The organism is Agromyces albus (assembly GCF_004134825.1).
GTDB lineage: Bacteria > Actinomycetota > Actinomycetes > Actinomycetales > Microbacteriaceae > Agromyces > Agromyces albus.
In genome coordinates, this window is sequence record NZ_SDPN01000031.1 from 22429 (window position 1) to 48699 (window position 26271).

General features: G+C 70.0%; 25 protein-coding genes, 1 tRNA gene and 1 pseudogene. 13 read left to right on the forward strand and 14 right to left on the reverse strand.

From position 1 onward, the window contains the following. The gene (locus ESP51_RS14580; RefSeq protein ID WP_206737322.1) at positions 1-1305 is read right to left on the reverse strand and encodes an APC family permease; all 1305 of its coding nucleotides are present in this window, start codon (positions 1303-1305) and stop codon (positions 1-3) included. A gap of 152 nt (positions 1306-1457) precedes the next feature. Here ESP51_RS14580 and ESP51_RS14585 point away from each other — a divergent pair, with 152 nt between their 5' ends. After that, positions 1458-3512 carry a hypothetical protein gene (locus tag ESP51_RS14585; protein ID WP_129521621.1) on the forward strand — a complete coding sequence of 685 codons (2055 nt, stop codon included), beginning with the start codon at positions 1458-1460 and terminating at the stop codon, positions 3510-3512. A 51-nt stretch (positions 3513-3563) separates the two neighbouring features. Next, entirely contained in the window at positions 3564-4058 is a 495-nt protein-coding gene (locus tag ESP51_RS14590) for a YbaK/EbsC family protein (RefSeq protein WP_129521622.1), read from the forward strand. Positions 4059-4153: 95 nt separating this feature from the next. Here ESP51_RS14590 and galK read toward each other — a convergent pair whose 3' ends face one another. Further along, the gene (gene galK / locus ESP51_RS14595; protein ID WP_129521623.1) at positions 4154-5311 is read right to left on the reverse strand and encodes a galactokinase; all 1158 of its coding nucleotides are present in this window, start codon (positions 5309-5311) and stop codon (positions 4154-4156) included. Continuing rightward, on the reverse strand, positions 5308-6435 hold the full coding sequence (gene galT / locus ESP51_RS14600; RefSeq protein ID WP_129521646.1) for a galactose-1-phosphate uridylyltransferase: 1128 nt from the start codon (positions 6433-6435) through the stop codon (positions 5308-5310). Before galT ends, galK begins: the two co-directional genes overlap by 4 nt. Positions 6436-6559: 124 nt before the next feature. Between galT and ESP51_RS14605 the strand changes: the two genes are divergently transcribed. Beyond that, positions 6560-7447, forward strand: a complete 888-nt coding sequence (locus tag ESP51_RS14605; RefSeq protein ID WP_206737323.1) for a DeoR/GlpR family DNA-binding transcription regulator — start codon at positions 6560-6562, stop codon at positions 7445-7447. Next, positions 7444-8376 carry an aldose 1-epimerase family protein gene (locus tag ESP51_RS14610; RefSeq protein WP_129521624.1) on the forward strand — a complete coding sequence of 311 codons (933 nt, stop codon included), beginning with the start codon at positions 7444-7446 and terminating at the stop codon, positions 8374-8376. The genes ESP51_RS14605 and ESP51_RS14610 overlap by 4 nt, the downstream gene beginning before the upstream one ends. A 48-nt stretch (positions 8377-8424) precedes the next feature. Here the strand turns inward: ESP51_RS14610 and ESP51_RS14615 are convergent, their stop codons facing one another. Further along, the gene (locus ESP51_RS14615) at positions 8425-9603 is read right to left on the reverse strand and encodes a MarP family serine protease (protein ID WP_164990536.1); all 1179 of its coding nucleotides are present in this window, start codon (positions 9601-9603) and stop codon (positions 8425-8427) included. Between the two features lie 242 nt (positions 9604-9845). Between ESP51_RS14615 and ESP51_RS14620 the strand changes: the two genes are divergently transcribed. The 3 genes from ESP51_RS14620 (at position 9846) to ESP51_RS14630 (ending at position 13227) form a co-directional block, all read left to right on the forward strand. Continuing rightward, entirely contained in the window at positions 9846-10886 is a 1041-nt protein-coding gene (locus tag ESP51_RS14620; RefSeq protein ID WP_129521626.1) for an LLM class F420-dependent oxidoreductase, read from the forward strand. Between the two features lie 333 nt (positions 10887-11219). Further along, positions 11220-11681: an SRPBCC family protein gene (locus tag ESP51_RS14625; RefSeq protein ID WP_129521627.1), complete on the forward strand. Its 462-nt coding sequence runs from the start codon at positions 11220-11222 to the stop codon at positions 11679-11681. A gap of 94 nt (positions 11682-11775) precedes the next feature. Next, positions 11776-13227, forward strand: coding sequence for a phytoene desaturase family protein (locus ESP51_RS14630; RefSeq protein WP_129521628.1), 1452 nt, complete (start codon positions 11776-11778; stop codon positions 13225-13227). Positions 13228-13252: 25 nt separating this feature from the next. Here ESP51_RS14630 and ESP51_RS14635 read toward each other — a convergent pair whose 3' ends face one another. Further along, positions 13253-13516 carry a hypothetical protein gene (locus tag ESP51_RS14635; protein WP_129521629.1) on the reverse strand — a complete coding sequence of 88 codons (264 nt, stop codon included), beginning with the start codon at positions 13514-13516 and terminating at the stop codon, positions 13253-13255. 271 nt (positions 13517-13787) lie between these two features. Between ESP51_RS14635 and ESP51_RS14640 the strand changes: the two genes are divergently transcribed. Continuing rightward, entirely contained in the window at positions 13788-14027 is a 240-nt protein-coding gene (locus ESP51_RS14640) for a three-helix bundle dimerization domain-containing protein (RefSeq protein WP_129521630.1), read from the forward strand. Positions 14028-14099: 72 nt separating this feature from the next. On the opposite strand, the pseudogene ESP51_RS14645 reads toward ESP51_RS14640, so the two are convergent. Continuing rightward, a pseudogene (locus ESP51_RS14645) lies at positions 14100-14384 on the reverse strand (GTP cyclohydrolase II); the annotation flags it as partial. Positions 14385-14391: 7 nt separating this feature from the next. After that, positions 14392-14464 (reverse strand) — tRNA-Lys (locus ESP51_RS14650). 56 nt (positions 14465-14520) lie between these two features. Here ESP51_RS14650 and ESP51_RS14655 point away from each other — a divergent pair. Beyond that, the gene (locus ESP51_RS14655) at positions 14521-15159 is read left to right on the forward strand and encodes a DNA-directed RNA polymerase subunit beta (RefSeq protein ID WP_129521632.1); all 639 of its coding nucleotides are present in this window, start codon (positions 14521-14523) and stop codon (positions 15157-15159) included. Positions 15160-15384: 225 nt separating this feature from the next. Beyond that, the gene (locus ESP51_RS14660; RefSeq protein WP_129521633.1) at positions 15385-16272 is read left to right on the forward strand and encodes an aminodeoxychorismate lyase; all 888 of its coding nucleotides are present in this window, start codon (positions 15385-15387) and stop codon (positions 16270-16272) included. Between the two features lie 18 nt (positions 16273-16290). On the opposite strand, the gene pstB is transcribed toward ESP51_RS14660, so the two are convergent. The 7 genes from pstB to ESP51_RS14695 all read right to left on the reverse strand — a co-directional run bounded on the left by pstB (position 16291) and on the right by ESP51_RS14695 (position 24474). Further along, positions 16291-17070, reverse strand: a complete 780-nt coding sequence (gene pstB, locus ESP51_RS14665; RefSeq protein WP_129521634.1) for a phosphate ABC transporter ATP-binding protein PstB — start codon at positions 17068-17070, stop codon at positions 16291-16293. Between the two features lie 19 nt (positions 17071-17089). Then, the gene (gene pstA, locus ESP51_RS14670; protein WP_129521635.1) at positions 17090-18184 is read right to left on the reverse strand and encodes a phosphate ABC transporter permease PstA; all 1095 of its coding nucleotides are present in this window, start codon (positions 18182-18184) and stop codon (positions 17090-17092) included. After that, entirely contained in the window at positions 18184-19122 is a 939-nt protein-coding gene (pstC, locus tag ESP51_RS14675) for a phosphate ABC transporter permease subunit PstC (RefSeq protein WP_129521636.1), read from the reverse strand. The genes pstA and pstC overlap by 1 nt, the downstream gene beginning before the upstream one ends. Positions 19123-19231: 109 nt before the next feature. Continuing rightward, on the reverse strand, positions 19232-20323 hold the full coding sequence (pstS, locus tag ESP51_RS14680; RefSeq protein WP_129521637.1) for a phosphate ABC transporter substrate-binding protein PstS: 1092 nt from the start codon (positions 20321-20323) through the stop codon (positions 19232-19234). Between the two features lie 306 nt (positions 20324-20629). After that, positions 20630-21565: an NUDIX hydrolase gene (locus ESP51_RS14685; protein WP_241843188.1), complete on the reverse strand. Its 936-nt coding sequence runs from the start codon at positions 21563-21565 to the stop codon at positions 20630-20632. Beyond that, complete coding sequence (locus ESP51_RS14690; RefSeq protein WP_129521639.1) at positions 21562-23739, reverse strand: RNA degradosome polyphosphate kinase; 2178 nt, start codon at positions 23737-23739, stop codon at positions 21562-21564. The genes ESP51_RS14685 and ESP51_RS14690 overlap by 4 nt, the downstream gene beginning before the upstream one ends. Before the next feature lie 45 nt (positions 23740-23784). Then, positions 23785-24474: a winged helix-turn-helix transcriptional regulator gene (locus tag ESP51_RS14695; RefSeq protein WP_129521640.1), complete on the reverse strand. Its 690-nt coding sequence runs from the start codon at positions 24472-24474 to the stop codon at positions 23785-23787. Positions 24475-24553: 79 nt separating this feature from the next. On the opposite strand from ESP51_RS14695, the gene ESP51_RS14700 reads away from it, so the two are divergent. From ESP51_RS14700 to ESP51_RS14710, 3 genes are all read left to right on the forward strand, one after another. Next, the gene (locus ESP51_RS14700) at positions 24554-24874 is read left to right on the forward strand and encodes a hypothetical protein (RefSeq protein ID WP_129521641.1); all 321 of its coding nucleotides are present in this window, start codon (positions 24554-24556) and stop codon (positions 24872-24874) included. 129 nt (positions 24875-25003) lie between these two features. Continuing rightward, the gene (locus ESP51_RS14705; protein WP_129521642.1) at positions 25004-25612 is read left to right on the forward strand and encodes a nitrobindin family protein; all 609 of its coding nucleotides are present in this window, start codon (positions 25004-25006) and stop codon (positions 25610-25612) included. Then, positions 25612-26271 (forward strand): YgfZ/GcvT domain-containing protein (locus tag ESP51_RS14710; protein WP_422386854.1); only part of this gene is annotated, 660 nt, incomplete at its 3' end. The genes ESP51_RS14705 and ESP51_RS14710, both read left to right, overlap by 1 nt.

The following is a 26271-nucleotide window of genomic DNA, read 5'->3' on the forward strand; positions in this document are numbered from 1 at the left end:
TCAGCCTACGGTGCCGCTCGGTCCGGCCCCGCGTCGCGAGCGGACGGCCCGCGAGACGAGCCGATACGCCACGCCGACGGCGAGCACGGCCACGCCCGCGACGATCGACACGAGCGGCAGGGTGACGACGAGCACGAGGCATCCGATCGCCCCCGCCGCCGAGAGTGCGCGCGGCACCCGGCGGTCGGCGCGCGGCTGGGTGATCGCCGCGGCGTTGGCGATGAAGTAGTAGAGCAGCACGCCGAACGACGAGAAGCCGATCGCACCGCGCAGGTCGACCGCGAGCACGAGGACGACGACGACGGCGGCCACGACGATCTCGGCGATGTAGGGGACCCGGAACTGCGGATGCACCGCCGCGAGCGGTCGTGGCAGCTCGCCGTCGCGCGCCATCGCGAGACTCGTGCGACCGACGCCCGCGATGAGCGCGAGCAGCGCGCCGAGGGCCGCCGCCGCAGCGCCGAGGCGCACGAGCGGCTCGGCCCAGTTCCAGCCGTTGGCCTCGACGACGTCGACGAGCGGGGCGCCGGATGCCGCGAGCCCGTCGGCGCCGAGCGAGGCGAGTGCGACCGTGCCGATCGCGGCGTACACGACGACCGTGATCCCGAGCGAGATCGCGATCGCGCGGGGGATCGTGCGAGCCGGTTCGCGCACCTCCTCGCCGAGCGTCGCGATGCGCGCGTAGCCCGCGAACGCGAAGAACAGCAGCCCCGCGGACTGCAGGATGCCGAGCCACCCCTCGGCGAGCAGATCACCCGCGCCGAACGGCGCGCCGCCCTGGAACACGGACGCCGATCCGGCGGCGACGACGACCACGAGCACCGTGAGCACGCCGATCACGATGAAGGTGGCGACTCGCGCCGTACGGGTGATGCCGCGAAGGTTGACGGCCGCGAGCACGATCACGGCGGCTGCCGCGAGCGGCCGCTCCCAGCCGGGAGGGGCGAGGTACGCGGCGAACGTGATCGCCATGGCTGCGCAGCTCGCCGTCTTGCCGATGACGAAGCTCCACCCCGCGAGGAAGCCGGGCCACTCGCCGAGCCGTTCGCGACCGTAGCGATAGGCGCCGCCCGACTCGGGGTAGCGTGCCGCGAGCTGCGCCGACGAACTCGCGTTCGCGAACGCCACGAAGGCGGCGATCGCGAGGCCGATGAGCAGCCCTTCGCCGGCGGCGTGCGCGGCGGGGGCGAAGGCGGCGAAGACACCGGCGCCGATCATCGCAGCAAGGCCGATCACGACGGCGTCGTGGAGTCCGAGGCGGCGGGCGAGGGAAGGCTGCTGGGTCACGCTCGCACGATAGTGCATTGGGGCGGATCGACGCGGTCGAGTTCTGCGGCACCCGAGCTTCGCGGTATTCTGGTCGCGGTGGGGGATCGCAGTTGTCTGATCGGCGACCCGTTTTGGGGTGGGCGCTCAGGGAACGACGCGACTACGCTCGCTCTTGGAGGCACCCCTACATGCCGCTCTCGTTTCGTCGTTTCAGCGCTCGCCGGCGCATCGTCCTGGCCGTCACCGCCATCATCGTGCTCCTCGCGGGTGGTGGCGTGATCGCGCTCGTCGCGAGCGAACCCGCGTCCGCGCGCCCGTCATCGACCTTCGACTCATGGGGCTCGTGGACGGAAGGTGGCGCCGACGTCGGCTTCGTCGCCGACACCGCGGTCCGTCGCAGCGGAGCCGTGTCGCTGCGCGTGACGAATGCCTCGCCGCTCAAGGCCGGGGTCTACGGCGCGATCTCGCAGGGTGTCACGGTGAAGCCCAATACGCGCTATGACTTCGCCGTCTGGGTGCGCGCGGCAGGGGCGCGCCTCAATGCCGGCTCGATCTTCTACGCGGGCCGCCCCCAGGATCGGAAGTATCTGCCCGCCGGCAGCTACGGGTGGCGGAAGCTCACGTGGAGCTACACGACGGGGGCCTCGGAGACGGTGCTGCCGATCGCGCTGCAGGCACAGGATCTGGCCACGTTCTGGTTCGACGACTTCACGATCACGGCACGCGGTCAAACCACCTCGGTGCTCGCCAACGGCGGATTCGAGGCGTTCGAGAACCCCATCGGGATCGGCGTCCCAGACCTCTTCTTCGCGCCCGGCGATGCGCGGATCCCGATCTCGTCTCCAACGCCGAAGATCGCGTGGGAGCTGCGCGACGCCGGCAATGTGCTGCTCAAGACCGGCACGGCCGATACCTCGACGGGCGCCGCGACACTCGACTTCAGCTCGCTCGGGCCAGGGTACTACCGCCTCGACCTGTCGGGAGCGGATGCCGCTCGCTCGACGAGTCTCACGATCATCGACCGACTCGACGAGGCGCTCGGCGCGAGCGCGCGCAGATTCGGAACGACGCTGCATCCGGCGCTGCAGGCGGGTATCCGAGAGGACGCTGCTACCACAGGGCTCGGATTCGGCGCCGCCCGGGTCGACCTGCGCTGGGAGGACATCGAACTGTCGCCGGGCCAGTACACCTGGGATGCCGCGACCGATGACGAGGTCGCGCGACTCCTGGCACGGGGCGTGCGGCCGACGCTCGTGATCGCGTACTACGGCCCCTACGACGACGGGCGAACGCCCTCGAGCACGAAGGGGATCGCCGGCTACGCGGACTTCGTGCGAGCGGCCGCCGAGCGCTACGGCGGCCGAGTGGACTACCAGATCTACAACGAGTTCAATATCGCCTACAGCAACAGCCTCTGCGGCCGGACCCCCGCGTGTTACGTGGAACTCCTCGAGCCGGCGTCGAAGGCAGTGCACGAGGCGGCGCCCGCTGCGCGAGTCGTCGGACCGGCACTCGGCGGCAATTCCGCAATGTGGTTGACGAGCAACGAGGCGTACGACTGGCTCGCCGAGTTCTTCGCCCTCGGGGGTCTCGACCTCGTCGACGTCGTCAGCGTGCACAACTACGGAGCACCGGCAGTACCCGAGGGGCACAACGAAGCGGTCATCCGCAAGATCACCGATCTCATGGCCGAGTATCCCGCTGCGGCGGATACGCCGCTGTGGCTCGGGGAGACCGGGTACTTCACGACCGGGGAGGCCGCGGGCGGGGTGAGCGAGCTGCAGCAGGCGCGGTACCTCGTTCGCGACGCAACCCTCGCGCTCGCCGCGGGCATCGACGTCTACATGGTGTACGACTTGGCCGACGACTGGAACGACCCGCAGAATCCCGAGGCGAACTTCGGGCTCGTGCGCAATCCCTCCTCGCAAGACGGCGTGCTCGCTCCGAAGCCTGCGTTCACGACGATGGCGGTGCTCACGCGCCAGCTCCAGAATCGCGTCTTCGATCGTCGCGACTCCGTGCCGCAGGGTGCCTATTCACTCGTGTTCACGGATGCCACGGGCGGCGCCCTTCGCGTGATGTGGGCGACGGCGTCGACCACCGTGTCCGCCGCTGCCACAGGGACGGTGACGGTCGTCGACCAGTTCGGTCGCAGTTCGCGGCTCGACCCCGTCAACGGGCGCGTCTCGATCAGGCTCGGTGAGGATCCCATCTACGTGTCGGGTGGCGGGATCGCCTTCTAGCTGGGTGATTCCGTCGCGCCGACGATCTCCGCCCGATCGTAGGATCGGTGCATGGCCCAGTCCTCCCACCCCGCCGTCGACCGCGTCGCCGAGGCTCTCGCCGGCCACGGCCTCAGCTCCGAGATCTTCTGGTTCGACGACGCCGTGACGACGGCGCAGCTCGCGGCCGAGGCACTCGGTGTCGAGGTCGGCCAGATCGCGAACTCGCTCGTGTTCACGATCGACGAAGAGCCGATTCTCGTGCTCACCTCGGGATCGCACCGCGTCGACACCGAGTGGCTCGGCGCGGAGCTCGGCGGCGTCATCCGGCGCGCGTCGAAGGAAACCGTGAAGGAGGCCACCGGGCAGGTGATCGGCGGCGTCGCACCGCTCGGCCACCCTGCACCGGTGCGCACGATCGTCGATGTGCAGCTCGCGGAGTATCCCGTCGTGTGGGCAGCCGCCGGCCACGCGAAGACGGTGTTCCCCACGACCTTCGACGAGCTCGTGCGGATCACGGGCGGCGCGCCGAGTCCCGTGGAGCCGGCGCGGGAGGCCTCCGCGTGACGTCGCTCCGCGTTGACGGCTACACGGACGGAATCCTCGCCGAGGAGTGGGTGTCGGCGTCCTGATGCGTCAGGCCCGCTCGCCGGTGCACGCGGTCACGCGTCGCGCCGCGCACCCTGGCTCGGGCGCACGGTGAACACCGCGGGCTCGCGATAGCCGCGCTCGGCGAACGCGGCGAGCACCTCATGCGTCACGACCGGCACGAGCCCGTCGATCACGAGCGCGATCGCTGAGCCGCCGAAGCCGCCGCCCGTCATCCGCGCGCCGATCGCGCCGTGAGCCTGCGCGGTCTCGACCGCGAGATCGAGCTCGGGCACCGAGATCTCGAAGTCGTCGCGCATTGAGACGTGCGAGGCGTCGAGCAACGGCCCGATCGCGCCAGGGCCGTCTTCACGAAGCGTGCGCACGGTGTCGAGCACCCGCTGGTTCTCGGTGACGACGTGGCGAACACGGCGGAACGTCTCGTCGTCGAGCAGCTCCTCGGCGCGAGCGAGATCGTCGGGATGGACGTCGCGCAGCGACTCGGCCCCGAGCGCGCGCGCTCCGGCTTCGCACGAGGCGCGCCGCGCCGCGTACCCGCCGGAGGCGTGCGCGTGCTCGACGCGCACGTCGATGACCACGAGGGAGAGCCCGTCGGTCTCGAACCCGAGGGGGATCACGTCGGCGTCGAGGCTCCGGCAGTCGAGGAAGACGGCGGCGTCGGCCTCGCCGAGGAGCGACGCCGACTGGTCCATGATGCCCGTCGGCGCGCCCACCACACGGTTCTCGGCGAGCTGGCCGACCTTCGCGAGCGTGGGCCGGTCGAAGCCGAGGCCCCAGTGCTCGTCGAGCGCGAGCGCGACGGCGCACTCGATCGCGGCCGACGAGGAGAGCCCTGCACCCACCGGCACGTTGGAGCTCAGGTAGAGATCGACGCCGCGCACGTGCTCGAGATCGGCGCCGAGCTCGCCGAGGGCCCAGGCGACGCCGAGCGGATACGCCGACCAGCCGCTCACGGCATCGGGCGCGAGCTCGTCGAGGTGGACCTCGACGGGCTCGGCGGCGAGGCTCGAGGCGACGCGGATGACGCGGTCGTCACGATCGCCGAGGGCCACGGCCGTTCGCCGGTCGATCGCGAACGGGAAGACGAACCCGTCGTTGTAGTCGGTGTGCTCGCCGATCAGGTTGACGCGGCCGGGCGCCGACCAGGTGCCGATGGGAGGCCGTCCGAACCACTCGGCGAACCCGTGCATCGCCTCGGCGACCTCGCTCATACCTGGACCCTTCCGATTGCGGCGCGCAGCGCCTCAGCTTGCGACTCGGGGGTGACATCCCCGATCCATGCGCCCATCGCGGCCTCAGAGCCGGCGAGGTACTTCAACTTGTCGGCGGCGCGGCGAGGGCTGGTGAGCTGCAGCATGAGCCGCACCTCGTCGCGTCGCTCGTGCACGGGCGCCTGGTGCCACGCCGCGATGTACGGCGTCGGCGTGTCGTAGAGCGCGTCGACGCCGCGCAACAGCCGCAGGTAGAGCTCGGCGAGCTCGTCGCGCTCGGCGAGGCTCGTCGCCGCGAAGTCGGGCACGTGGCGGTGGGGGAGCAGGTGCACTTCGACCGGCCAGCGCGCAGCGAACGGCACGAACGCCGTCCAGTGCTCGCCCGTGATGAGCACTCGCGGCCCGTTGCGTTCCCGCTCGAGAAGGTCGGCGAACAGCGTCGGCCCGTAGGCCTCGACCGAGTCGAGGAGCCGCTGGGTGCGCGGCGTCACGTAGGGGTAGGCGTAGATCTGGCCGTGGGGGTGCCCGAGCGTCACGCCGATCTCCTTCCCGCGGTTCTCGAACGGGAAGACCTGCTCCACGCCGGGCAGCGCCGACAGCGCGGCTGTGCGGTGCGCCCACGCCTCGATCACCGTGCGTGCGCGCGACACCGTGAGGGTGCCGAAGGAGCCTTCGTGCTCTGGGCTGAAGCACACGACCTCGCACCGGCCGATCGACGTGCGAGTGCGTTCGAGCCCGACGCTGCGGAGCTCGGCGAGGGCGGCGGCGCTCGCGGCATCCGTGCCGTCGGCTGCGAGCTCGGGCCCGAACGACGGCGAACGGTTCTCGAACACGGCCACGTCGTACGTGCTCGGGATCTCCGACGGGTTGCCCTCGCGCTGCGGCGCGAGCGGGTCGAGGTCGGCAGGAGGCAGGAACACCCGGTTCTGCCGGGCGGCGGCGATCGAGACCCACTCGCCGGTGAGCGGATCCTGCCGCATGTGCGCGGTGGCCGGTCGAGGGTCGAGCGCTCGCTCGTCGATGCCGCGTTCTGGCGGCAGCGTCGTGTCGGCGTCGTCGAAGTAGATGAGCTCACGACCGTCGGCGAGGGTGCTGCGACGCACCTCGATGCGAGGGTCGGTGATGGGGACGGATGCCGCGTCGGCGGTCTCGTTCGGGTCGGCCACGCGGCGATGATACGCGCCTTTCGTTTCGCAAACAACTGGGTTTCGTATTGCAAAGCGACCAGTGAGGCCGCAGAATGCCGGTATGGCTGGAGACGAATACGTCGACGTCGCTCGAATCAGGGTCGGCGAGGCCCGCGTTCGTGCCGATGTGCGGGTCGCGCTCGACGCGCCGCGCCGGCGCGAGCTCGCCCTCGCCCTCGTCGCGGAGCGCGGATTCGTGCGTGTCGCCGAGCTCAGCGACGCCTTCGGCGTGACCCCCGTCACCGCGAGGGCCGACCTCGATGCACTGGAACGGCAAGGCGGCATCCGGCGCGTGCACGGCGGCGCGGTGCCCGTGTCGTCGCAGCTCGAGGCGGAGCGCCCCGAACGCGAGCCGAGCTTCGAAGAGGCGCTCGCGGCATCCGTCGAGCCGAAGCGGCAGATCGGCGAGTACGCCGCCTCGCTCGTGCGCAGCGGGCAGAGCATCATCCTCGACGTCGGCACGACGACGCTGCAGATCGCCAGGGCGCTGCGCGCTCGCACCGACCTCGAAGATCTCACCGTGTTCACGAACGGCCTCTCGATCGCCCTCGAGCTCGAAGACGAGATCCCGCGGTTCACCGTCGTGGTCACGGGCGGCACGCTGCGCCCGAAGCAGCACTCGCTCGTGCATCCGCTCGCGAGCTCCATGCTCGACGAGGTGCACGTCGACCTCGCGTTCATCGGATGCAACGGCGTCGACCCCGTGCACGGCGTGACGAATGCGAACCTGCCCGAAGCTGCGGTCAAGGCACTCATGCTGCGCTCCGCCGCCCGCTCGATCGTCGTGGCCGACGGCTCGAAGCTCGGCGAGGTGCATCTCGGCCGAGTCGCGCCGATCGATGCCTTCGACGCGCTCGTGACGGATGCCTGGGCCCCCGTGGCACTCGTCGCCGAGCTCGAGGATGCCGGGCTCTCGGTGCTCGCCCGAGACCCTAGAGTGGATCCATGACCCTTCCCACGGGCGAGCAGTTCGCCCTCGAGACCTCGACCTCGAGCGGGGAGGTGCGCGCGACCATCACCGCCGTCGCCGCCGGCATCCGCTCGCTCAGCATCAACGGCATCGACCTCGTGCCCGAGTTCGCCGAAGACCAGTCCCCGCCGATGGGCGCCGGCATCGTGCTCGTGCCGTGGCCGAACCGCATCCGCGACGGCCGCTGGAGTCACGAGGGCGAGGAGCACCAGCTCGCGATCACCGAGCCGGCGCGCAACAACGCCATCCACGGCCTGCTGCGGTACACCGAGTACAAGCCGATCGCCCGCGAACGCGACTCGGTGACCCTCTCCGCGACGATCTATCCGCAGCTCGGGTACCCGTTCCTCCTCGGAACGGCCGTGCACTACGAGCTCGTGGCCGACGGCCTGCGGGTCACGCACTTCGTCGAGAACCTCGGCGCCGAGCCCGCGCCCGTCGCAATCGGCACCCACCCCTACGTGAAGATCGGCGACGTGCCGACGCGCGACCTCACGCTGCGGCTCGACGCCGCGAGCCACATCGAGGTCGACGAGCGACTGCTGCCCACCGGCGAGGTGCCGGTCGATGGCACCGATTGGGACTTCCGCGAGGGCCGCCCGGTCGGCGAGCTCTCGCTCGACGACGCGTTCGGCGAGCTCGCGAGCGAAGACGGCCAGGTGCTGCACACGCTCACCGCGCCCGACGGCCGCAGCGTCTCGATCTGGGCCGACGACGAGTTCGACTACGTGCAGGTGTTCACGACCCGGCAGTTCCCGGGCGAAGAGGGCGACATCGCGATCGCCGTCGAGCCGATGACGGCGCCCGCCGAGGCGTTCAACTCGGGCCGTGGGCTGCGTTGGCTCGACCCGGGCGAAGAGTGGCAGTTGAGCTGGGGCATCCGCTTCGAGGGCTTCAGCGCCGAATAGCGGGGCCGGATGCCGCGCGGCGCGTCGTCGTGCTGCGCGCGTCGTGCGCTACCCGGGCACGCACGACCCCGATGCGACCGGCGAGCTGAGCGAGGGCGCCTCGGCCGCGAGCGGCGCGAGCGTCGCGACCGGAATCGCGAAGCCGACGTTGTCGACCGAGTCCGCCTTCGCGAACACGACGCCGCCGACCGCGCCGTCGACCGTGAGCACCGGACCGCCCGAGTTGCCGTGGTCGACGTCGGCGGCGAGGGTCATGATGTCGCGGGTCGAGGTGCTGCCGCTCTCATTGATGGTGACCGGCCCGCTCGACATCACGCGCGCGGGTCGCAGCTCGAACGGCCCGCCGAAGGGATAGCCCGCGACGGCGACGTCAGCGCCGGCCGCGGGTTGGGCGATCGCGAGCGGCGGGGTGGCGAGGCCTTCCACCGCGATGAGCGCGAGGTCGTTCTCGGGGTCGAATGCCACGACGCGCCCCTCGACCGCCGGTTGCCCGGGCGCTTCGACGATCGGCTCGGTGACGCCGGCCACGACATGCGCGTTCGTGACGATCCGGTTCTCGGCGACGACGAATCCGCTGCCCGAGAGGCTGCTGCCGCACTCGAATGCCGGGCCCGTGATGCGAACGACGGATGCCGCCGCGCGGGCGAGTTCCGCGTCGTCGATGACGCCGGTCGGCAACTCGGGGCTCTCCTGGGGCGCCTCGAGCACGTCGACGAGCCACGGGATGGCGCCGCCGAGCGCGGCCGTGCGGAGCTCGGCGAGGAGCGTGCGCGCAGGGGCAGGCGTCACGTCGTCGAGCACCTGGAGGACTCGCGAGCTCGCGACCGCGGGCGAGAGCACGGGAACGCCCATCGCCGAGACGCCCGAGCCGACGAGCGCCACGACGAAGGCCGTGACGAGCAGGTTGCCGATCGCGCCGAGCACGCGGTCGAGGACTCCGAGCTTCACCGCTCGGGCGCCGTGCCGCAGGGCGCTGCCCACCACGGCGCCGAGCCACGACCCGAGCGAGAGCAGCACGAGCGCCGCGATGATCGCCGCGGGCGCCCGCCACTCGGGCACCGGGACGATGCCGGTGATCCACGGCATGACGAAGTACGCGGCGATGCCGCCCGCGATGAGGCCGACGAGGCCGGCGGCGGTGCCGAGGATGCCGGAGCGGTATCCGTTCACGAGCGCGCCGATGAACACCAGCACGAGCACCACGTCGAGCACCACGCTCCAGCCCATCACGTCTCCGTTCGTCGCGCCGCGCGCTGAGCGCGGAACACCAGCCTGCGGCATCCGTCTTCGAGACTGCTGAAGGCGCGCTCGCGGCGAGGTGCCGTCGTCCGCATCCCACGACGGAACCCGTCGTCGTCATCCGCGTGTAGTGGAGAGGGCACAAACGCGGGGGCGCAGGGCGCTGCCTGGATTAGGGTCTGACGTGTCCGTCGGCACCCGCCCGGGCCAACCAACGTGAGGAGCCGTGGATGCGCGTCGGCATGTTCCTGAACTACGCGGGTGGTTTCCGCGAGGTCGCCGACGAGGTGGCCGAGCTCGAGCGGGCCGGCCTCGACCTGATCGCCGTGCCCGAGGCGTATTCGTTCGACGCGGTGAGCCAGCTCGGATTCCTCGCGGCGCGCACCTCGACGATCACGCTCGCGTCGGGCATCTTCCAGATCTACACGCGCACGCCGACCTTGACGGCGATGACGGCAGCCGGTCTCGACTACGTGTCGAACGGGCGGTTCGAGCTCGGCATCGGCGCGTCGGGGCCGCAGGTGATCGAGGGCTTCCACGGCGTCCGGTACGACGCGCCGCTCGGCCGCACGCGCGAGATCATCGAGATCTGCCGCATGGTGTGGCGTCGAGAGCCCGTGGTGTACGAGGGGTCGCGGTATCACATCCCGCTCCCCGCAGGCGAGGGAACCGGACTCGGCAAGCCGCTGAAGCTCATCAACCATCCCGTGCGGGAGCGCATCCCGATCACGGTCGCCTCGCTCGGCCCGAAATCGGTCGAGCAGACCGCCGAGATCGCCGACGGCTGGTTGCCGATGTTCTTCCACCCCGAGCGCGCGGCCGGGGTGTGGGGCGACGCGCTCGCCGCGGGCCGCGCCCGCCGTTCGGCCGAGCTCGGCCCGCTCGACATCGTCGCGAGCCCTGCACTGGCCATCACCGACCATCCCGAGGCGGTGCTGCCGCTCGTGAAGCCGCAGCTCGCGCTCTACGTCGGCGGCATGGGCGCACGGGGCAAGAACTTCTACAACGACCTCATCGCGAGCTTCGGCTTCGAGGCCGAGGCGGCTCGCATCCAAGACCTCTACCTCGACGGTCGCAAAGACGAGGCGATCGCAGCAGTGCCCGACGAGCTCGTGCGCGCGGTCTCGCTCATCGGCCCGGCATCCCACGTCGCCGAGCGCGTCGCGGCATTCGCCGAAGCCGGCGTCACGAGCCTCACGGTCACGCCGCTCGCGCGCACCTCGGCGGAGCGGGTCGCGCTCATGTCGGGGTTCCGCGCGCTCGTCGGCTGAGGCGGCCACCTTGCCAAAATCACTGCGCCCCTAGTGCGCAGCCGATGCGAGGTCTAGCGTGATCCCGAACGCACGAGGTGGTGCGCTCGAGGGACAACTGGGGAGGGGCCGCTGTGACGGGCGGGTTCGAGCTCGCCGGCCAGACCGAGTAGCTCGAACGCCCGTCGGGCGGTGCCGGGGTCGCCCGTTCGAGAGCGGCATCGTAGGGGCACGACCCCGCGCCGCTGACGTCGTGTCAACCCCGCGCGCGGGGGCGCCACGACTTCGTATCGTCGAGTCCATCGACGCGTCCTGTCGACGTGTCATCGATGCGGCCGAGGTGAAGGAGACCGGATGTCGCGAAACGTGCGTGAGTTCGCGTGCCGGCCCGAAGCGGTGTTCGATGTGCTCGCCGACGGCTGGCTCTACCCGTCGTGGGTGGTCGGCGCATCCCGCATGCGTGATGTCGAGCTGACGTGGCCCCGGCCCGAGAGCCGGCTGCACCACTCCGTCGGCGTGTGGCCCGCGGTGATCGACGACCTGACGGTCAGCCTCGACTGGTCGCCGCCGCGCCGTGCCGTCCTCCAGGCCAGGGGCTGGCCGATCGGCGAGGCGACGGTGACGATCGACGTGAAGCGGCGGGGCGGCGGATGCGTCGTGCGGCTGCAGGAGGAGCCTGCCGCCGGGCCCGCGCGCTGGGTGCCGTGGTTCCTCACGGAGCCGTTGCTGCTGTGGCGGAACGCCGAGACCCTTCGCCGGCTCGCGTTCCTCGCCGAGGGTCGGGAGTACCGCGGGGAGAGCCGGGCGCTCGGATGACGCGCGCCGTCGTCGTCGCGGCGGCACCGCCGGAGCAGAATGAACCCATGATGCCCACGAACCTCCGGCGTCGCCCGGCGGCGATGACGGCGACATGACCTCGTTCGACGCGATCGTCGTCGGGGCCGGGCCGAACGGGCTCGCAGCCGCCGTCACGCTCGCCCGGGCGGGCCTCGCGGTGCAGGTGCTCGAGCGCAACGCGACCCCCGGCGGCGGGGCGCGCACCGCCGAGCTCACCCTGCCCGCCTTTCAGCACGACGTGTGCTCGGCCGTGCATGCGATGGCGCTCGCATCCCGGTTCTTCCGGGAGTTCCAGCTCGAACGCCGCATCGAGCTTCGCCTGCCGCCCGCGTCGTTCGGGCATCCGCTCGACGGCGGGCGCGCGGGCATCGCCTACCGCGACCTCGACCGCACCATCGCGGGGCTCGGGCGCGACGGAGCGGCGTACGGCTCGCTCTTGCGCCCCCTCGTCGAGCACGCCGACGAGGTTGCGTCGTTCACCGGCTCGCACCTGCTGCGCGTGCCCGACCACCCGCTCACCGCCGCGCGCTTCGGGCTCGCCGCGCTCGAGCAGGGGTCGCCGTTGTGGAACGCCCGCTTCACCGACGAGGTGGCACCCGCGATGCTCACGGGCGTCGCCGCGCACGCCATCAGGCCCATGCCGAGCCTCTCCACGGCGGGAGCGGCGCTCTCGCTCACGGCGTTCGCGCACGCTCGCGGCTGGCCCATTCCGGTGGGCGGCAGCCAGGCGATCATCGACGCGATGGTCGCCGACCTCCTGGCCCACGGCGGCGAGCTCGTGACGGATGCCGAGGTGACCGACCTCGAGGAGCTGCCGCCGGCTCGCGCCGTGCTCCTCGACGTGACCCCGAGTGCGCTCTCGCGCATCGCCCGACGGCGCCTGCCTGCGCACTACCTCCGCGCGCTCGGCCGGTTCGCATACGGCGACGCCGCAGCCAAGGTCGACTTCGCGCTCTCGGCACCGGTGCCGTGGCGGCATCCGGCGCTCCATGATGCCGGAACCGTGCACCTCGGCGGCACTCGCGCCGAGATCGCGAGTGCCGAGCGCGAGGTGCACCGGGGCCGGCACGCCGACTCGCCGTACGTGCTCGCCTCGCAGCCGTCGATCGTCGACGAGTCGCGCGCGCCCGACGGACGGCAGGTGCTGTGGGCATACACGCACGTGCCCGCCGGATCCACGATCGACCAGACCGAGGCCGTCACGCGCCAGGTCGAGCGCTTCGCGCCGGGGTTCCGCGACGTCGTGCTCGCCTCCTCGAGCATCACCGCGATCGAGATGCAGCACCACAATCCCAACTACGTCCTCGGCGACATCGCCGCCGGCGCAGCGTCGTTCGGCCAGCTCGTGCGCCGCCCGGTCGTCTCGACCGAGCCGTGGCGCACTCCCGCGCGGGGCGTCTACCTCGCGTCGGCATCGACGCCGCCGGGTCCCGGCGTGCACGGCCTCGCGGGCTGGTATGCAGCGCTCAGCGCCTTACGGCACGAATTCGGCGTGCGCACTCGGCCGAACCTGTCGATCGAGTGACCGGCGGGCGTTCCGGGGCTGGTCGTCAACGGTGGTCGGATGCCACGAGCGCGTGCCGTAGCGCGACGGCGCGCACGGCCTCCTCGATGCTGCGGTACCGGTAGCAGACGCCGGGACGCGGGCGCATCCACATCATCTCGACCTCATCGTCGATGAGCTGCAGATAGCCGATGAGCTTGCGCGTGTCGCCGTCATCGCAACGGTCGTCGCAGACCCGCCAGACCGTCTCGCTCAGAGGAGTCAGCTCCACGTGGGAGCCGCCGACCTGAGCTTCGTGTTGCGTGAGCATCGTGCACCATTTCCCCATCGAACGTGCCGGCCATGTCCAAGCGGTGGACCGGCCCTGCAGACTCCTTGGATGCGCTTGTCGATCATGTCGCGCTGCCGGGGCCGGTCCACCAATCGGAGCTGCCCAACTCCGTGCATCCGATCTAACGCGTCCCTTCCTGCATGCGACAGCCCTTGACAGGTGCGAGGAGCACATGCATGCAACCCGGCGTGTCACCGGTCGAGCGATCATGCCTCTTGAATCCCGGCGCTCGGAGGCGGACACTTTGTGCATGGACAGGTCTGACGAGAACAGTGCGGTCGCCGTCGTGGTCGATCGTCTCTCCGCCCATTTCCCCGGAGTCCCGCGTGCGAACGTGGAGGCGATCGTGACCGAGGAGCACCAGCGGCTCGACGGCAACCCCATCCGGGATTTCATTCCGGTGCTCGTCGAGCACGAGGCGCGCGATCGCCTGCGAGCCAGTGGCGCAATCGAGGCCACCGGGTTGCTGTACGAGCCGCCGGCACCCTGACGCAGGTTCACCCGCCCGCGTCCGCCGGCTGTCAGTGCGCGCTGACTGCCTGCTCGCTCCGGGCAGGGCCGGTCAGATGTCGGCAGCGAAGAGGTGGCCCATCCGGTCGCGCTTGGCGCGGAGATACGTGAGGTTGGATGCGGCCTCGCCGGTGACGAGTGGGACTCGCTCGATCACGTCGATGCCGGCTGCGCTGAGTTGCGCGATCTTCTCGGGATTGTTCGTGAGGAGGCGCACGGACTGCAAGCCCAGATCGTCGAGGATCGCAGCGGCTGCCGCGTAGTCGCGGTCGTCAGCGGGCAGGCCGAGCGCGATGTTCGCGTCGAGGGTGTCGAAGCCCTTCTCCTGCAAGCGGTGACGGGAGTGGGCCCCGTGGGGCTCGAACCCACGACCCGCGGATTAAAAGTCCGCTGCTCTGCCAACTGAGCTAGAGGCCCGCGAATCCACAATACCCCCGGTCGGCTCTCGGCTCGGGCGGGTATTGTGTGCGGCAATGGCTTCAGACTTCCATCGCCCCACACGATTCCCGCCCGGGATGTTCGAGGGATTCCTCGGCGGCGAAGACCCCGCGCGCTTGAGCCGTGTCGCGCACGACACCGCCTCGGCGATCCTCTCGCGGGTGCGGGCCGACCCCGATCCCGACGTGGTCGAGCGCCTCGTGCACTACACCGACGAGCACGGCATCGACTCCATCGCCGAGTTGTGGTCGCAGGCCTCGGCCAAGAGCCTGCCGGGCGCGCTGTGGCGGGTCTACCTTCTGCGAGCGCTCATCCGGCAGGATCCGCTCGGCTCGAGCCTCGCCTTCCAGCGCGGCACCGAGGTCTCGCACACGATCGACCAGGTCGTCGCAGGCGCACCGGTGCCCGCCGGCCCCGACGAGGTGCGCGAGCTCGCCGACCGCATCCTGCACGGACTCTTCACGGGCGACTTCGCCGTGGCGCTCGACCGGGCTGCGGCGTTCGCGCGGGTGTCGTCGTCAGGGCTCACGAGCCTCGCCGACGACGCGGATGCCGCCTCGGCTGTGAACGCGGCCCGTCCGGGCGAGCTCACACGACGAGCCCTGCGGCTCACGCAACTCGCCGACGAGCTCGCCTCGTGCGCTCGACTCTGGCGACGCGATTCCCTCGACTGAATCGCCCGGGCGTGAATGCAATCGCGCTGGGCGAACAGGAATGAACGCCGCGGTCTCCTCGTTTAGACTGGACGAGGCCGGGCCGCAGTAACCCCGGGCTCCAATATTCGCCGCTACGAGCGGCCTCGCGCCGAGAGGCGTTCTGCGGCCCGGCCTCAATCTTCTCGATCGGTCACGGATGCCCCCGCGCCCGTCCGGCTCGCGGCATCCGCGTAGCATCGGAGCATGGCCTCGACCGTGACCCTCCTCATCGAACCCGTGCCCGCAGGCGAGACCCGCCACGACCTCGACGCGACCTTCCGCGAGGTGGATGCCTCGGCACCCGCGCTGCGCGTCGGCGAGTTGTCGACGCAGCGCGGCGACGGCATCTTCGAGACCATCGCCGTGATCGACGGCCACGCGCAGGAGGCCCGCGCCCACCTCGAGCGCCTCCGCAACTCCGCGCGCATCTGCGAGCTGCCCGAACCGAACCTCGAGCAGTGGCAGGCGGCGATCGCCCGAGCCGTCGCGTCACTGCCCGCCGAGGGCGAGTTCGCGCTGAAGCTCGTGCTGAGCCGTGGGGTCGAGCACGGCCCCGCGCCGACGGCGTGGTTGCACGTCGCACCCGCAGCCGACTTCAGCGCGGTGCGAGCGCGAGGCATCCGTGTCGTCACACTCGACCGCGGCTACGACCGTGACACCGCCGAGCGCGCGCCGTGGCTCCTGCTCGGGGCGAAGACGCTGAGCTACGCCGTGAATATGGCGGCACTGCGTGAGGCGAAGCGGCGCGGCGCCGACGACGCGATCTTCGTCACGCCCGACGGGTACGTCATGGAAGGCCCCACGTCGAGCGTGATCCTGCGCCACGGCGACGTGTACTCGACGCCGGCGCCGTCGGGCGCGATCCTGCACGGCACGACGCAGCAGAGCCTCTTCGAGCACCTCGAGGCAACCGGCGCGCGCACGGACTATCGCGACATCCGGGTGCCCGAGCTCGGCACGGCGGATGCCGCGTGGCTCGTCTCGAGCGTGCGGCTCGCCGCCGGCATCACCCACATCGACGGCTCGCCGGTGGCGTACGACGCCGACGAGACCCGAGCGCTCAACGACTACCTGCTGAGCCCGCGCGACTGACGGCGCGGGCGCGGCAGCTCAACCGAAGCGGCCCGAGACGTAGTCTTCGGTTGCCTTCACCGACGGGTTCGAGAAGATCGTCGTGGTGTCGTCGTACTCGATGAGCTTGCCGGGCTGGCCCGTGCCCGCGATGTTGAAGAAGGCGGTGCGGTCGGAGACTCGCGACGCCTGCTGCATGTTGTGCGTCACGATCACGATCGTGTACTGCAGCTTCAGCTCTTCGATGAGGTCTTCGATCGCGAGCGTCGAGATCGGGTCGAGCGCCGAGCACGGCTCGTCCATGAGGATGACCTCGGGGGAGACGGCGATCGCGCGGGCGATGCAGAGGCGCTGCTGCTGGCCGCCGGAAAGGCCCGAGCCTGGCCGGTCGAGGCGGTCCTTCACCTCGTTCCAGAGGTTCGCACCGCCCAGCGAGCGCTCGACGAGGTCGTCGGCTTCGGCCTTCGAGATGCGCTTGTTGTTGAGCTTCACGCCCGCGAGCACGTTGTCCCTGATCGACATCGTCGGGAACGGGTTCGGCCGCTGGAACACCATGCCCACCTGGCGGCGCACGAGCACGGGGTCGACGTCGGGGTCGTAGAGGTTGTTGCCGTCGATGAGCACCTCGCCCTCGACGCGCGCGCCCGGGATGACCTCGTGCATGCGGTTGAGCGTGCGAAGGAACGTCGACTTGCCGCAGCCCGACGGGCCGATGAACGCGGTGACGCTGCGGGGTTCGATCTCGAGGGTCACGCCCTCGACAGCACGGAACTTGCTGTAGTAGACGTTGAGATCACGGACTTCGATGCGCTTGGACACGGATTTCCTAACTGGCGGGTCAGCGGCCGAACTTCGGGGCGAAGAAGCGGGCGACGAGTCGGGCGATGAGGTTCAGCGCCATCACGATGAGGATGAGGGTGAGGGCGGCGGCCCACGCGCGGTCGATGTACGCCTCGGGCGGATTGCCCTGGTTCGCGTATTGCGTGTACACGAAGACGGGCAGCGACTGCATACGGCCCTCGAAGAGGCTGTAGTTCATGCTCGCGGTGAATCCGGCGGCGATGAGCAGCGGCGCGGTCTCGCCGATGACCCGGGCGATCGAGAGCATGATGCCCGTGGTGATGCCCGCGATCGAGGTGGGAAGCACGACCTTCACGATCGTGAGCCACTTCGGCACGCCGAGGGCGAACGCCGCCTCGCGCAGCTCGTTCGGCACGAGCCGAAGCATCTCCTCGCTCGAGCGCACCACGACCGGGATCATGAGCACAGCGAGGGCCACAGCACCCGCGATGCCGAGGCGCACGCCGGGGCCGAGGAAGATCGCGAAGAGCGCGTAGGCGAAGAGACCGGCGACGATCGACGGGATGCCGGTCATGACGTCGACGAGGAACGTGATGCCCTGCGCGAGCCGGCCGCGGCCGTATTCGACGAGGTAGATCGAGGTCATGAGGCCGATGGGGATCGAGATGATCGCCGCGGCCCCGGTCATGAGGAGGGTGCCGATGATCGCGTGCAGCGCACCACCGCCCTCGCCGGTGACATTGCGCATGGAGAAGGAGAAGAACTCGGGGTCGAAGCGCGAGAGGCCGAAGGTCACGACCGTGATCGTGAGCGAGATCAGGGGGATCATCGCGAGCAGGAAGGCCCCCGACACGAGGGCGGTGACGAGCCGGTCCATCGCGCGACGCTCGCCCTCGACGAGCGTGGAGAAGAGCCAGATCGAGGGGATGTAGAGCAGCGCACCGACAAGGAGCGCGCCGCCCCAGTTGAAGCCCTCTCCCGAGCCGATGGCGACGACGCCGAAGACCGCGGCGGCTATCGCGATCGCGGCACCGAGGATGGTCCACGGAGCGGAGGTCGGGAGGCGGCCCGCCGTCAGCGAGTTGGCGATCGGCGAGCCGGTGTTCGGGTCGGCCCTGGTCGTCGTGGTCATCAGTTGGCTCCCGAGAATTCCTTGCGACGGCTGACGATCCAGCGAGCGAACGCGTTGACCGCGAAGGTGACGATGAAGAGGATGAGGCCCGTGGCGATGAGCACGTTGACGTTCATGCCGTAGGCCTCGGGGAAGCTCAGTGCGATGTTCGCGGCGATGGTCGACGGGTTCACCGAGGTGAGGAGCTCGAGCGTCACGGCGCCGGTGGCCGAGAGCACCATCGCCACGGCCATCGTCTCGCCGAGCGCCCGGCCGAGCCCGAGCACGGCAGCGGAGATGATGCCCGAACGACCGAAGGGCAGCACCGCGGTGCGGATCATCTCCCACCTCGTGGCGCCGAGCGCGAGGGCCGCCTCCTCATGGAGCACCGGCGTCTGCAGGAACACCTCACGTGAGATGGCCGTCATGATCGGCAGCACCATGACGGCGAGCACGATCGCGGCGGTGAGGATCGTGCGGCCGGTGCCCGAGACCGGACCGGCGAAGAGCGGAAACCAGCCGAGGTTGTCGACGAGCCACGTGTAGGCCGGTTGCACCGCCGGTGCGAGCACGCCGATGCCCCAGAGGCCGAAGACCACGGACGGCACTGCCGCGAGGAGGTCGACGATGTAGCCGAGCATCGAGGCCAGGCGGCGCGGCGCGTAATGCGAGATGAAGAGGGCGATGCCGATCGACACCGGCACCGCCATGAGGAGCGCGAGAGCTGCGGCCCAGATCGTGCCGAAGATGAGGGGGCCGACGTAGGCCCAGAAGTTCGTCGGGAGGATCGAGGCCTCCTCGGTCGTTGCGACGAGGGCGGGGAGGCTCTGCACGATGAGGAAGAGCGCGACGGCGGCGAGGGTCACGAGGATCATCGAACCCGCGAAGACGGCGGAACCCGAGAAGACCCGGTCGCCCGGTCGCTGCTTCGCCTTGATCGCGGCGGTTGCGGTGCTCATCTGACGCAATCCTCGGGTTCTCTGGTCGGTATCTGGTTGGAAATCTGGGAGATGGATGTGCCCGACCCCGTCACGTTCCTCGGAACTTCGGGGGTCGGGCACGAACCTACTACTGGATCGAGTCGATCGCAGCTACTGCCTTCTCGCGCAGCGCTTCCGAGATCGGAGCCGAGCCGGCGCTCTCCGCGGCGACTGCCTGGCCGTCCTCACTCGCGATGTAGCCGAGGTAGGCCTTCACGAGCTCGACGTTGGCCGGGTCCTCGTACTGCTGGCAGGCGATGAGGTAGCTCACGAGCACGATCGGGTAGACGCCGGCCTCTTCAGAGGTGCGGTCGATCTCGATGGCGAGGTCGCCCTCGCTCCGACCCTCGACGAACGGAGAGGCGTCGACGATGGCGGAAGCGGCCTCGGGCGAGTACGGCACGAACTCGTCGCCGACCTGCACGGCGACGGTACCGAGGTCGCCGGCGCGCGAGGCGTCGGCGTAGCCGACCGTGCCGGTGCCGTTGGTCACGGCGTCGACGACGCCCGAGGTGCCCTGGGCAGCCTCGCCGCCCTCGAACGGCCACACACCGTCGGCCTCATAGGTCCACACGTCGGGAGCGGCCGCACCGAGGTACTCGGTGAAGTTCTCCGTGGTGCCCGAGTCGTCGGAGCGGTGCACGGGCGTGATCGCCGTGTCGGGGAGTTCGACGCCGTCGTTCAGGGCGGCGATCGCCGGGTCGTTCCACGTCGTGATCGTGCCCGCGAAGATGCCCGCGATGGTCGCCGCGTCGAGGTTCAGCTCGTCGACGCCCTCGAGGTTGAAGATGACGGCGATCGGCGAGACGTAGAGCGGGAGCTCCACGATGCTCGAGTCCGCCGCGCACTTGGCGAAGCCGCCCGCGGCGATCTCCTCGTCGTTGAACGCACGGTCGGAACCGGCGAAGTCGCTCGCGCCCTCGAGGAAGGTCTCGCGACCGGCGCCGGAGCCCGACGGGTCGTAGTCGATCGTGACGTCGGGGTTCGCGGTCTGGAAGCCGGCGATCCATGCCTGCTGTGCGGCGTCCTGGGAGGACGCGCCGGCGCCGACGAGGTTGCCCGAGAGCGACGAGGCCGACTCCTCGGGGACTGCACCGCCTTCGTTCGAGGCGCAGGAGCTGAGCGCGATCGCCGCGGTGACGGCGATGACGGTGGGCACGCCGAAACGCTTGAGGTTCACGTGGTTCCCTTCCGGGGTTTCAATTGCAGGGGGTTTGGGGCCGGTGCCGACCCGCCTGCGACGCTAATGAGCGCGCCTTACGAGCATCCGCCACGTCGGTGAACAGGAGGTGAACGAGCGCTGTCGGGGCGGATGCCGCCGCTGGGAGGTTGATGGGAGGGGAGGGGCGTGACGCTGCAGTAGATGTTCCTGGCAGGTCACGTGCTCGTCACGTCGAGGAGGCTGCCGCAGCCCGCGAGGCTGCGCCTCGCACCGCTGGGAGGCGGCGGGGCTGCCGCCTTTCGCCTCGGAGCGTGACGCTTCGCGTCACGCCCGAGGCGCATGCGTCTCGATGGCGATGATGCCCGAGCTCGGGTTGCTGGCCGAGAGGTGCACGACGCTGAACGCGCCGGCCTCGAGCCCCGCGGCATCCGTGACATACGAGCCGATCGGCGTGCCGGTGGCGAGGGCGATCTCGCGCATGATCTCGGGCAGTACGGGACCGTGGCTGCACAGCACCGCGGCCTTCCCGGCGCGCACCCGCTTGCCCACGACGCGACGCACCTCGCCGTTGCCCGACTCCCAGGCTTCCTCACTGATGCCGTCGTCGCGCTTGATGTTCATCCCGGTCGCGGCGGCGAGCGGTGTCACCGTGGTGACGCAGCGCACTGCCGGACTCGTGACGATGCGCTTCGGACCCCACGCCGTGAGGGTCTCGACGAGGGCGGCCGCTTGCCGCACGCCGCGCGCGACGAGCGGCCGAGCGGCATCCGGTCCCTTCCACCCGTTGCGCGTCGAGGCCTTGCCGTGCCGCAGCAGCATGAGGGCGAACGTGCTCGTCACCTCCTGGTCGACGAGCTTCGCGAAGGCATCGAGGATCTCGACGTCGGGCGAATAGCTCAGGTAACCACGGGCGCGCCTGATCGTCACCCATTCGAGTGCTGCGACCTCGGCGTTCGGCCGGAACGTGGATCGCTGCACCGCGCGCTCGCTCACCTCGGCGGCCCAGTAGTGCACGATCTTCTCGCGGCCGCTCGGCAACGGATAGCGCGAGATGCCGAGCGGCACGCCGAGTGCGACCTCGAGCCCGGTCTCCTCGGCGATCTCGCGCACTGCGGTGCGTGGCAGCGATTCGCCGGGCTCGACCTTGCCTTTCGGAATCGTCACGTCGCCGTAGACCGTGCGGTGGATGACGAGCACATGCACCTTGCCGTCGATGAGGCGCCAGCAGACCGCGCCGGCGGCATAGACCGCCGTCGTCAACGCCGTTTCCCGATTCGCGGGCGCGCGCCGATCTGGTGCATGAGCACATTCTGCATGTCGCCGAGGGGGTGCCCCTCTTCGGAGACCGAGTGCCGGATCCATTCACCAGAACCGTCGAGCCGCCACGAGCTCGTCGTGTCGTCCATCGCCCGGTCGAAGAGCGCGTCGATCTCGGCGAGGTGGTCGATCTCGGTGAGTCGCACGAGCGCCTCGACGCGGCGGTCGAGGTTGCGGTGCATCATGTCGGCCGAGCCGATGAACGTCTGCGGGTCGCCGTCGTTCAGGAACGAGAAGACGCGCGAGTGCTCGAGGTAGCGGCCGAGGATGGACCGCACGCGGATGTTCTCGCTGAGCCCCGGGATGCCGGGACGAAGGCTGCAGATGCCGCGCACCCAGACATCGACGGGCACTCCTGCATTCGACGCGCGGTAGAGCGCGTCGATGATCGACTCGTCGACGATCGAGTTCACCTTGATCCGGATGCCGGAGGGCAAGCCGGCCTCGGCGTTGCGGATCTCGGTCGCGATCAGCTTGAGCAGTCCCTTGCGCAAGTGGAGGGGGGCCACGAGCAGGCGCTTGAACTTCTTCTCGATCGCATAGCCCGACAGCTCGTTGAAGAGCCGGGTGAGGTCTTTGCCGACCTGGTCGTCGGCGGTGAGCAGCCCGAGGTCTTCGTAGATGCGGCTGGTCTTGGGGTTGTAGTTGCCGGTGCCGATGTGGCTGTAGTGGCGCAAGACCCCCTTCTCCTGCCGGATCACGAGTGCGAGCTTGCAGTGGGTCTTCAGGCCCACGAGGCCGTAGACGACGTGCACGCCGGCCTTCTCGAGCTTTCGGGCCCAGGAGATGTTCGCCTGCTCATCGAAGCGGGCCTTGATCTCGACGAGCGCGAGCACCTGCTTTCCCGACTCGGCGGCGTCGATGAGCGCCTCGACGATCGGGCTCTGACCCGACGTGCGGTACAGGGTCTGCTTGATGGCGAGCACGTCGGGGTCGGCGGCGGCCTGCTCGAGGAAGGACTGCACGCTCGTCGCGAAGGACTCGTAGGGGTGGTGGAGCAGCACGTCTTTGCGGGAGACGGCGGCGAAGACATCCGCTCGCAGGTTCGATTCGGACGGCTGCAGCTGCACGGGCGTCGTCGGCACGTGCGTCGGGTAGTGCAGTTCGGGCCGGTCGAGACGAGACAGGTCGAAGAGGCCGCCGAGGTCGAGGGGAGCTGGAAGCCGGAAGACCTCCTGTTCGGTCACGTCGAGCTCGCGCACGAGCAGGCCGAGCGTGACGTCGTCCATGTCGTCGGTGATCTCGAGCCGGATCGGCGGTCCGAAACGGCGCCGCAGCAGCTCCTTCTCGAGGGCCTTGATGAGGTTCTCGGTCTCGTCTTCCTCGATCTCGACGTCTTCGTTGCGCGTGACGCGGAACACGTGGTGCTCGACGATCTCCATGCCGGGGAACAGGTCGCCGAGGTGGTTCGCGATGAGGTCTTCGAGCGTGATGTATCGCGCGTCTTCCACGGACTCGTCGGGCTCGACCCGCACGAACCGCGGCAGCATCTGCGGAACCTTGACGCGGGCGAACTCCTGTCGGCCCGTGCGGCTGTTGCGCACGCGCACCGAGAGGTTGAGCGAGAGCCCCGAGATGTAGGGGAACGGATGCGCCGGGTCGACCGCGAGCGGCATGAGCACCGGGAAGATCTGCCGCGAGAAGTACTCGCGAAGGTGCTCGCGCTCCTCGTCGCCGAGCTCGTTCCAGGTGACGACCCGGATGCCGGCCTCGGCGAGGGCGGGTTTCACGAGCTCCTGGTATGCGGCGGCGTGCCGCTCCTGCAGCTCGTGCGCCTTCCTCGAGATGTCGCTCAGCACGTCGGCGGGCGAGCGGCCCACGTTCGTCGGCACCGCGAGACCGGTCACAATGCGCCGCTTCAGGCCGGCGACGCGCACCATGAAGAACTCGTCGAGGTTCGACGCGAAGATCGCGAGGAAGTTCGCGCGCTCGAGCGCCGGCACCCGTGGGTCTTCACCGAGTTCGAGCACGCGCTGGTTGAACGCGAGCCAGCTCAGCTCGCGATCGAGGTACCGTTCGGCGGGGAGCTCGGGCGCCCCCTCGATGTCGAGCGGCTCGAAGTCATCGTCGAAGTCACTCGACGTCCGGTCGTCGTCGAGGACACTGTCGGCGGTCATCCCCTCATCATGCCATTTACCCGGGAGACCGCGATGAGGAGCGTGTTAACGGGCGGTGACGGGCTGGTCGCGATCGTCTTCCTCGTGCACGTTGAAGCGATAGCCGACGTTGCGCACCGTGCCGATGAGGCTGTCGAGGTCGCCGAGCTTCGCGCGGAGACGTCGCACGTGCACGTCGACGGTGCGAGTGCCGCCGAAGTAGTCGTATCCCCACACCTCGCTGAGCAGCTGCTCGCGCGTGAACACCCGGGAGGGATGCGCCGCGAGGAAGCGCAGCAGCTCGAACTCCTTGTAGGTGAGGTCGAGCGTGCGACCGTGCACCTTCGCCGAATAGCTCGCTTCGTCGATGACGACGCCCGACGTCTGGATGCGCTCGCTCGGCAGGGCGGACTGCGCGCGCCCGATCGCGAGCCGGATGCGTGCGTCGACCTCGGCGGGACCGGCGTGCTCGAGCACGACGTCGTCGATGCCCCAGTCGGGAGTGACCGCGGTGAGTCCGCCCTCGGTGACGATGAGCAGGAGCGGCACCGAGAGCCCCGTCGTGCGCAGGATCTGCGAGAGCGCCTTCGCGCCCGCGAGGTTCGTGCGGGCATCGAGGAAGACGAGATCGGATTCGGGCGCTCTGACCAGCTGCTCAGGCGAAGCGGGAATGACCCGCGTTCGGTGAGTCAGGAGTGACAGAGCCGGAAGAACGTCATCGTTGGCTGCCGGCGACAAGATCAGCAGCTGCGCCACGCACTCACCCTCCAGTAGTAAGGTGCGTCAATACTACGCGACGCCGGGCCCCCCGACGTGCGAGCCGAACGAGGAGACCATGCAAACGCATTCCGAGTCACGCGGATGGCCGGGCGTCTTCCTCGTGTGGGCGATCGCCCTGGCCGGTGCGCTCGTCGTCGTCGCGCTGGCCTACGGCGGCACTGGCTCCTGGTTCGGCGACGCCTCGTGGCTCGGCGTCTACGGGGCGCTCGGAGTGGTGCTCGCGGCATCCGTGCTCGCGGCGCTCGTCACGCAATTGGCGTCGAGGCGGCCCGCGGGCTTCGTCGCCCGAGCGAGCGCGAGCGTCGGCGGCGCGGTCATCGTGGTCGCGCTCGCGGCGGCGGCGGTGGCCCCCATAGCGGCCGCGGTGAACGGGTAGACTTTCCGCATGGAGTCGTTGCTCGCCCTCGAATTGCTGTTCATCGGCCTGCTCGGCCTTGCGACCGTCGCGATCGCGTACATCAGCGGGGTCGTCGTCTACAAGTTGTTCCGGGGGCAGCGCTAACTCGTGATCGAGTTGCCCGTCGACCTTCCGGCCGAGCTCGTTCCGCTCTCCTGGCTCATCGGAGTCTGGGAGGGGTCTGGAGTGATCGACTACAAGATCGGCGACGGGTCGGTCACCCATGAGTTCGGCCAGCGCGTGAGCTTCAGCCACGACGGCCTCCCGCACCTGAACTACACGTCGTACACGTGGCTCTTCCCCGAGACCGCGGGCGGCGAGCCGGCTCCTCTCGCGACCGAGACCGGCTATTGGCGCATCGCCCGCGACCTCGGCGAGGGCGACGTCGGCCCGGGGCTGCTCCCGGCGGTCGGCAAGCCCCCTTATCCCGACGCCGATTCCGTGGAGACCCTGCGCAACACCGATGGGGGATTCGACCTCGAGGTGTCGATCGTGCACCCCGGCGGCGTCAGCGAGCTCTACCTCGGCCAGGTGAAGGGGCCGCGGATCGACCTCGCGACCGACGCCGTCATGCGCACCGCCGGCGCGAAGGACTACGCGGCGGCGACCCGGCTCTACGGCCTCGTCGAGGCGCACCTGCTGTGGGCGTGGGACATCGCAGCGCTCGGTCAAGACCTCCGCACCCACGCCTCTGCCCGACTCGCGAAAGTGGACTGATGACCTCCTCCCCGTTCCTCGCCGTACCCGGCGCCGTCGTTGCCGAAGGCGTCGACGCCGGCATCGTCGGCCACTACGGCGGCCCGATCGTCGAGCAGCGCAACCTCGAACGCGGCGAGGCGATCGTCGATCTCTCCAACCGCGGCGTCGTCAGCGTCACCGGCCCCGACCGCCGTTCGTGGCTGCACTCGATGGCGAGCCAGGCGCTCGACCGCCTGCAGCCGGGCGAGAGCGCCGAGGCGCTCTTCCTGGGTGCATCGGGTCGCATCGAGCACGCCGTGCACGTCATCGACGACGGCGAGACCATGTGGCTCATCGTCGAGGGCGCCGAGGCCGCGCCCCTCGCGGCGTGGCTCGACCGCATGCGATTCATGCTCCGCGTCGAGGTCGCCGACCGCAGTGCCGAGTTCGCGGTGCTCGGGGCGATGTCGGTCGAGGCGCTGGATGCCGCGACCCCGGCGTTCACGCCGGCCGGCATCGCCCTCGACTGGGTCGACCCCTGGACGGCGCTCACTCCGGGCGGCTACCAGTACGCGCACGAGGCGGGCCACCCGGCATCCGCGTGGCACTGGATCGAACGCATCGTGCCGCGCGAGGCGCTCGCCGACGCCGCGGCCGCCGTGGAGGCGGGCCGGGTCGCCCCCGCCGGTTCGCTCGCC

What these genes read in the sequence shown, in the direction of transcription:
- ESP51_RS14655 (WP_129521632.1), top strand. Translation starts at nt 14,521, where the DNA reads ATGGCTTCAGACTTCCATCGCCCCACACGATTCCCGCCCGGGATGTTC.
- pstC (WP_129521636.1), bottom strand. Translation starts at nt 19,122, where the DNA reads ATGAGCACCGCAACCGCCGCGATCAAGGCGAAGCAGCGACCGGGCGAC.
- ESP51_RS14625 (WP_129521627.1), top strand. Translation starts at nt 11,220, where the DNA reads ATGTCGCGAAACGTGCGTGAGTTCGCGTGCCGGCCCGAAGCGGTGTTC.
- ESP51_RS14580 (WP_206737322.1), bottom strand. Translation starts at nt 1,305, where the DNA reads ATGCACTATCGTGCGAGCGTGACCCAGCAGCCTTCCCTCGCCCGCCGC.
- galK (WP_129521623.1), bottom strand. Translation starts at nt 5,311, where the DNA reads ATGAGCGAGGTCGCCGAGGCGATGCACGGGTTCGCCGAGTGGTTCGGA.
- ESP51_RS14630 (WP_129521628.1), top strand. Translation starts at nt 11,776, where the DNA reads ATGACCTCGTTCGACGCGATCGTCGTCGGGGCCGGGCCGAACGGGCTC.
- ESP51_RS14605 (WP_206737323.1), top strand. Translation starts at nt 6,560, where the DNA reads ATGGCTGGAGACGAATACGTCGACGTCGCTCGAATCAGGGTCGGCGAG.
- ESP51_RS14610 (WP_129521624.1), top strand. Translation starts at nt 7,444, where the DNA reads ATGACCCTTCCCACGGGCGAGCAGTTCGCCCTCGAGACCTCGACCTCG.
- ESP51_RS14590 (WP_129521622.1), top strand. Translation starts at nt 3,564, where the DNA reads ATGGCCCAGTCCTCCCACCCCGCCGTCGACCGCGTCGCCGAGGCTCTC.
- ESP51_RS14615 (WP_164990536.1), bottom strand. Translation starts at nt 9,603, where the DNA reads ATGGGCTGGAGCGTGGTGCTCGACGTGGTGCTCGTGCTGGTGTTCATC.
- ESP51_RS14640 (WP_129521630.1), top strand. Translation starts at nt 13,788, where the DNA reads ATGGACAGGTCTGACGAGAACAGTGCGGTCGCCGTCGTGGTCGATCGT.
- ESP51_RS14585 (WP_129521621.1), top strand. Translation starts at nt 1,458, where the DNA reads ATGCCGCTCTCGTTTCGTCGTTTCAGCGCTCGCCGGCGCATCGTCCTG.
- pstA (WP_129521635.1), bottom strand. Translation starts at nt 18,184, where the DNA reads ATGACCACGACGACCAGGGCCGACCCGAACACCGGCTCGCCGATCGCC.
- ESP51_RS14635 (WP_129521629.1), bottom strand. Translation starts at nt 13,516, where the DNA reads ATGCTCACGCAACACGAAGCTCAGGTCGGCGGCTCCCACGTGGAGCTG.
- ESP51_RS14700 (WP_129521641.1), top strand. Translation starts at nt 24,554, where the DNA reads ATGCAAACGCATTCCGAGTCACGCGGATGGCCGGGCGTCTTCCTCGTG.
- ESP51_RS14690 (WP_129521639.1), bottom strand. Translation starts at nt 23,739, where the DNA reads ATGACCGCCGACAGTGTCCTCGACGACGACCGGACGTCGAGTGACTTC.
- ESP51_RS14620 (WP_129521626.1), top strand. Translation starts at nt 9,846, where the DNA reads ATGCGCGTCGGCATGTTCCTGAACTACGCGGGTGGTTTCCGCGAGGTC.
- ESP51_RS14660 (WP_129521633.1), top strand. Translation starts at nt 15,385, where the DNA reads ATGGCCTCGACCGTGACCCTCCTCATCGAACCCGTGCCCGCAGGCGAG.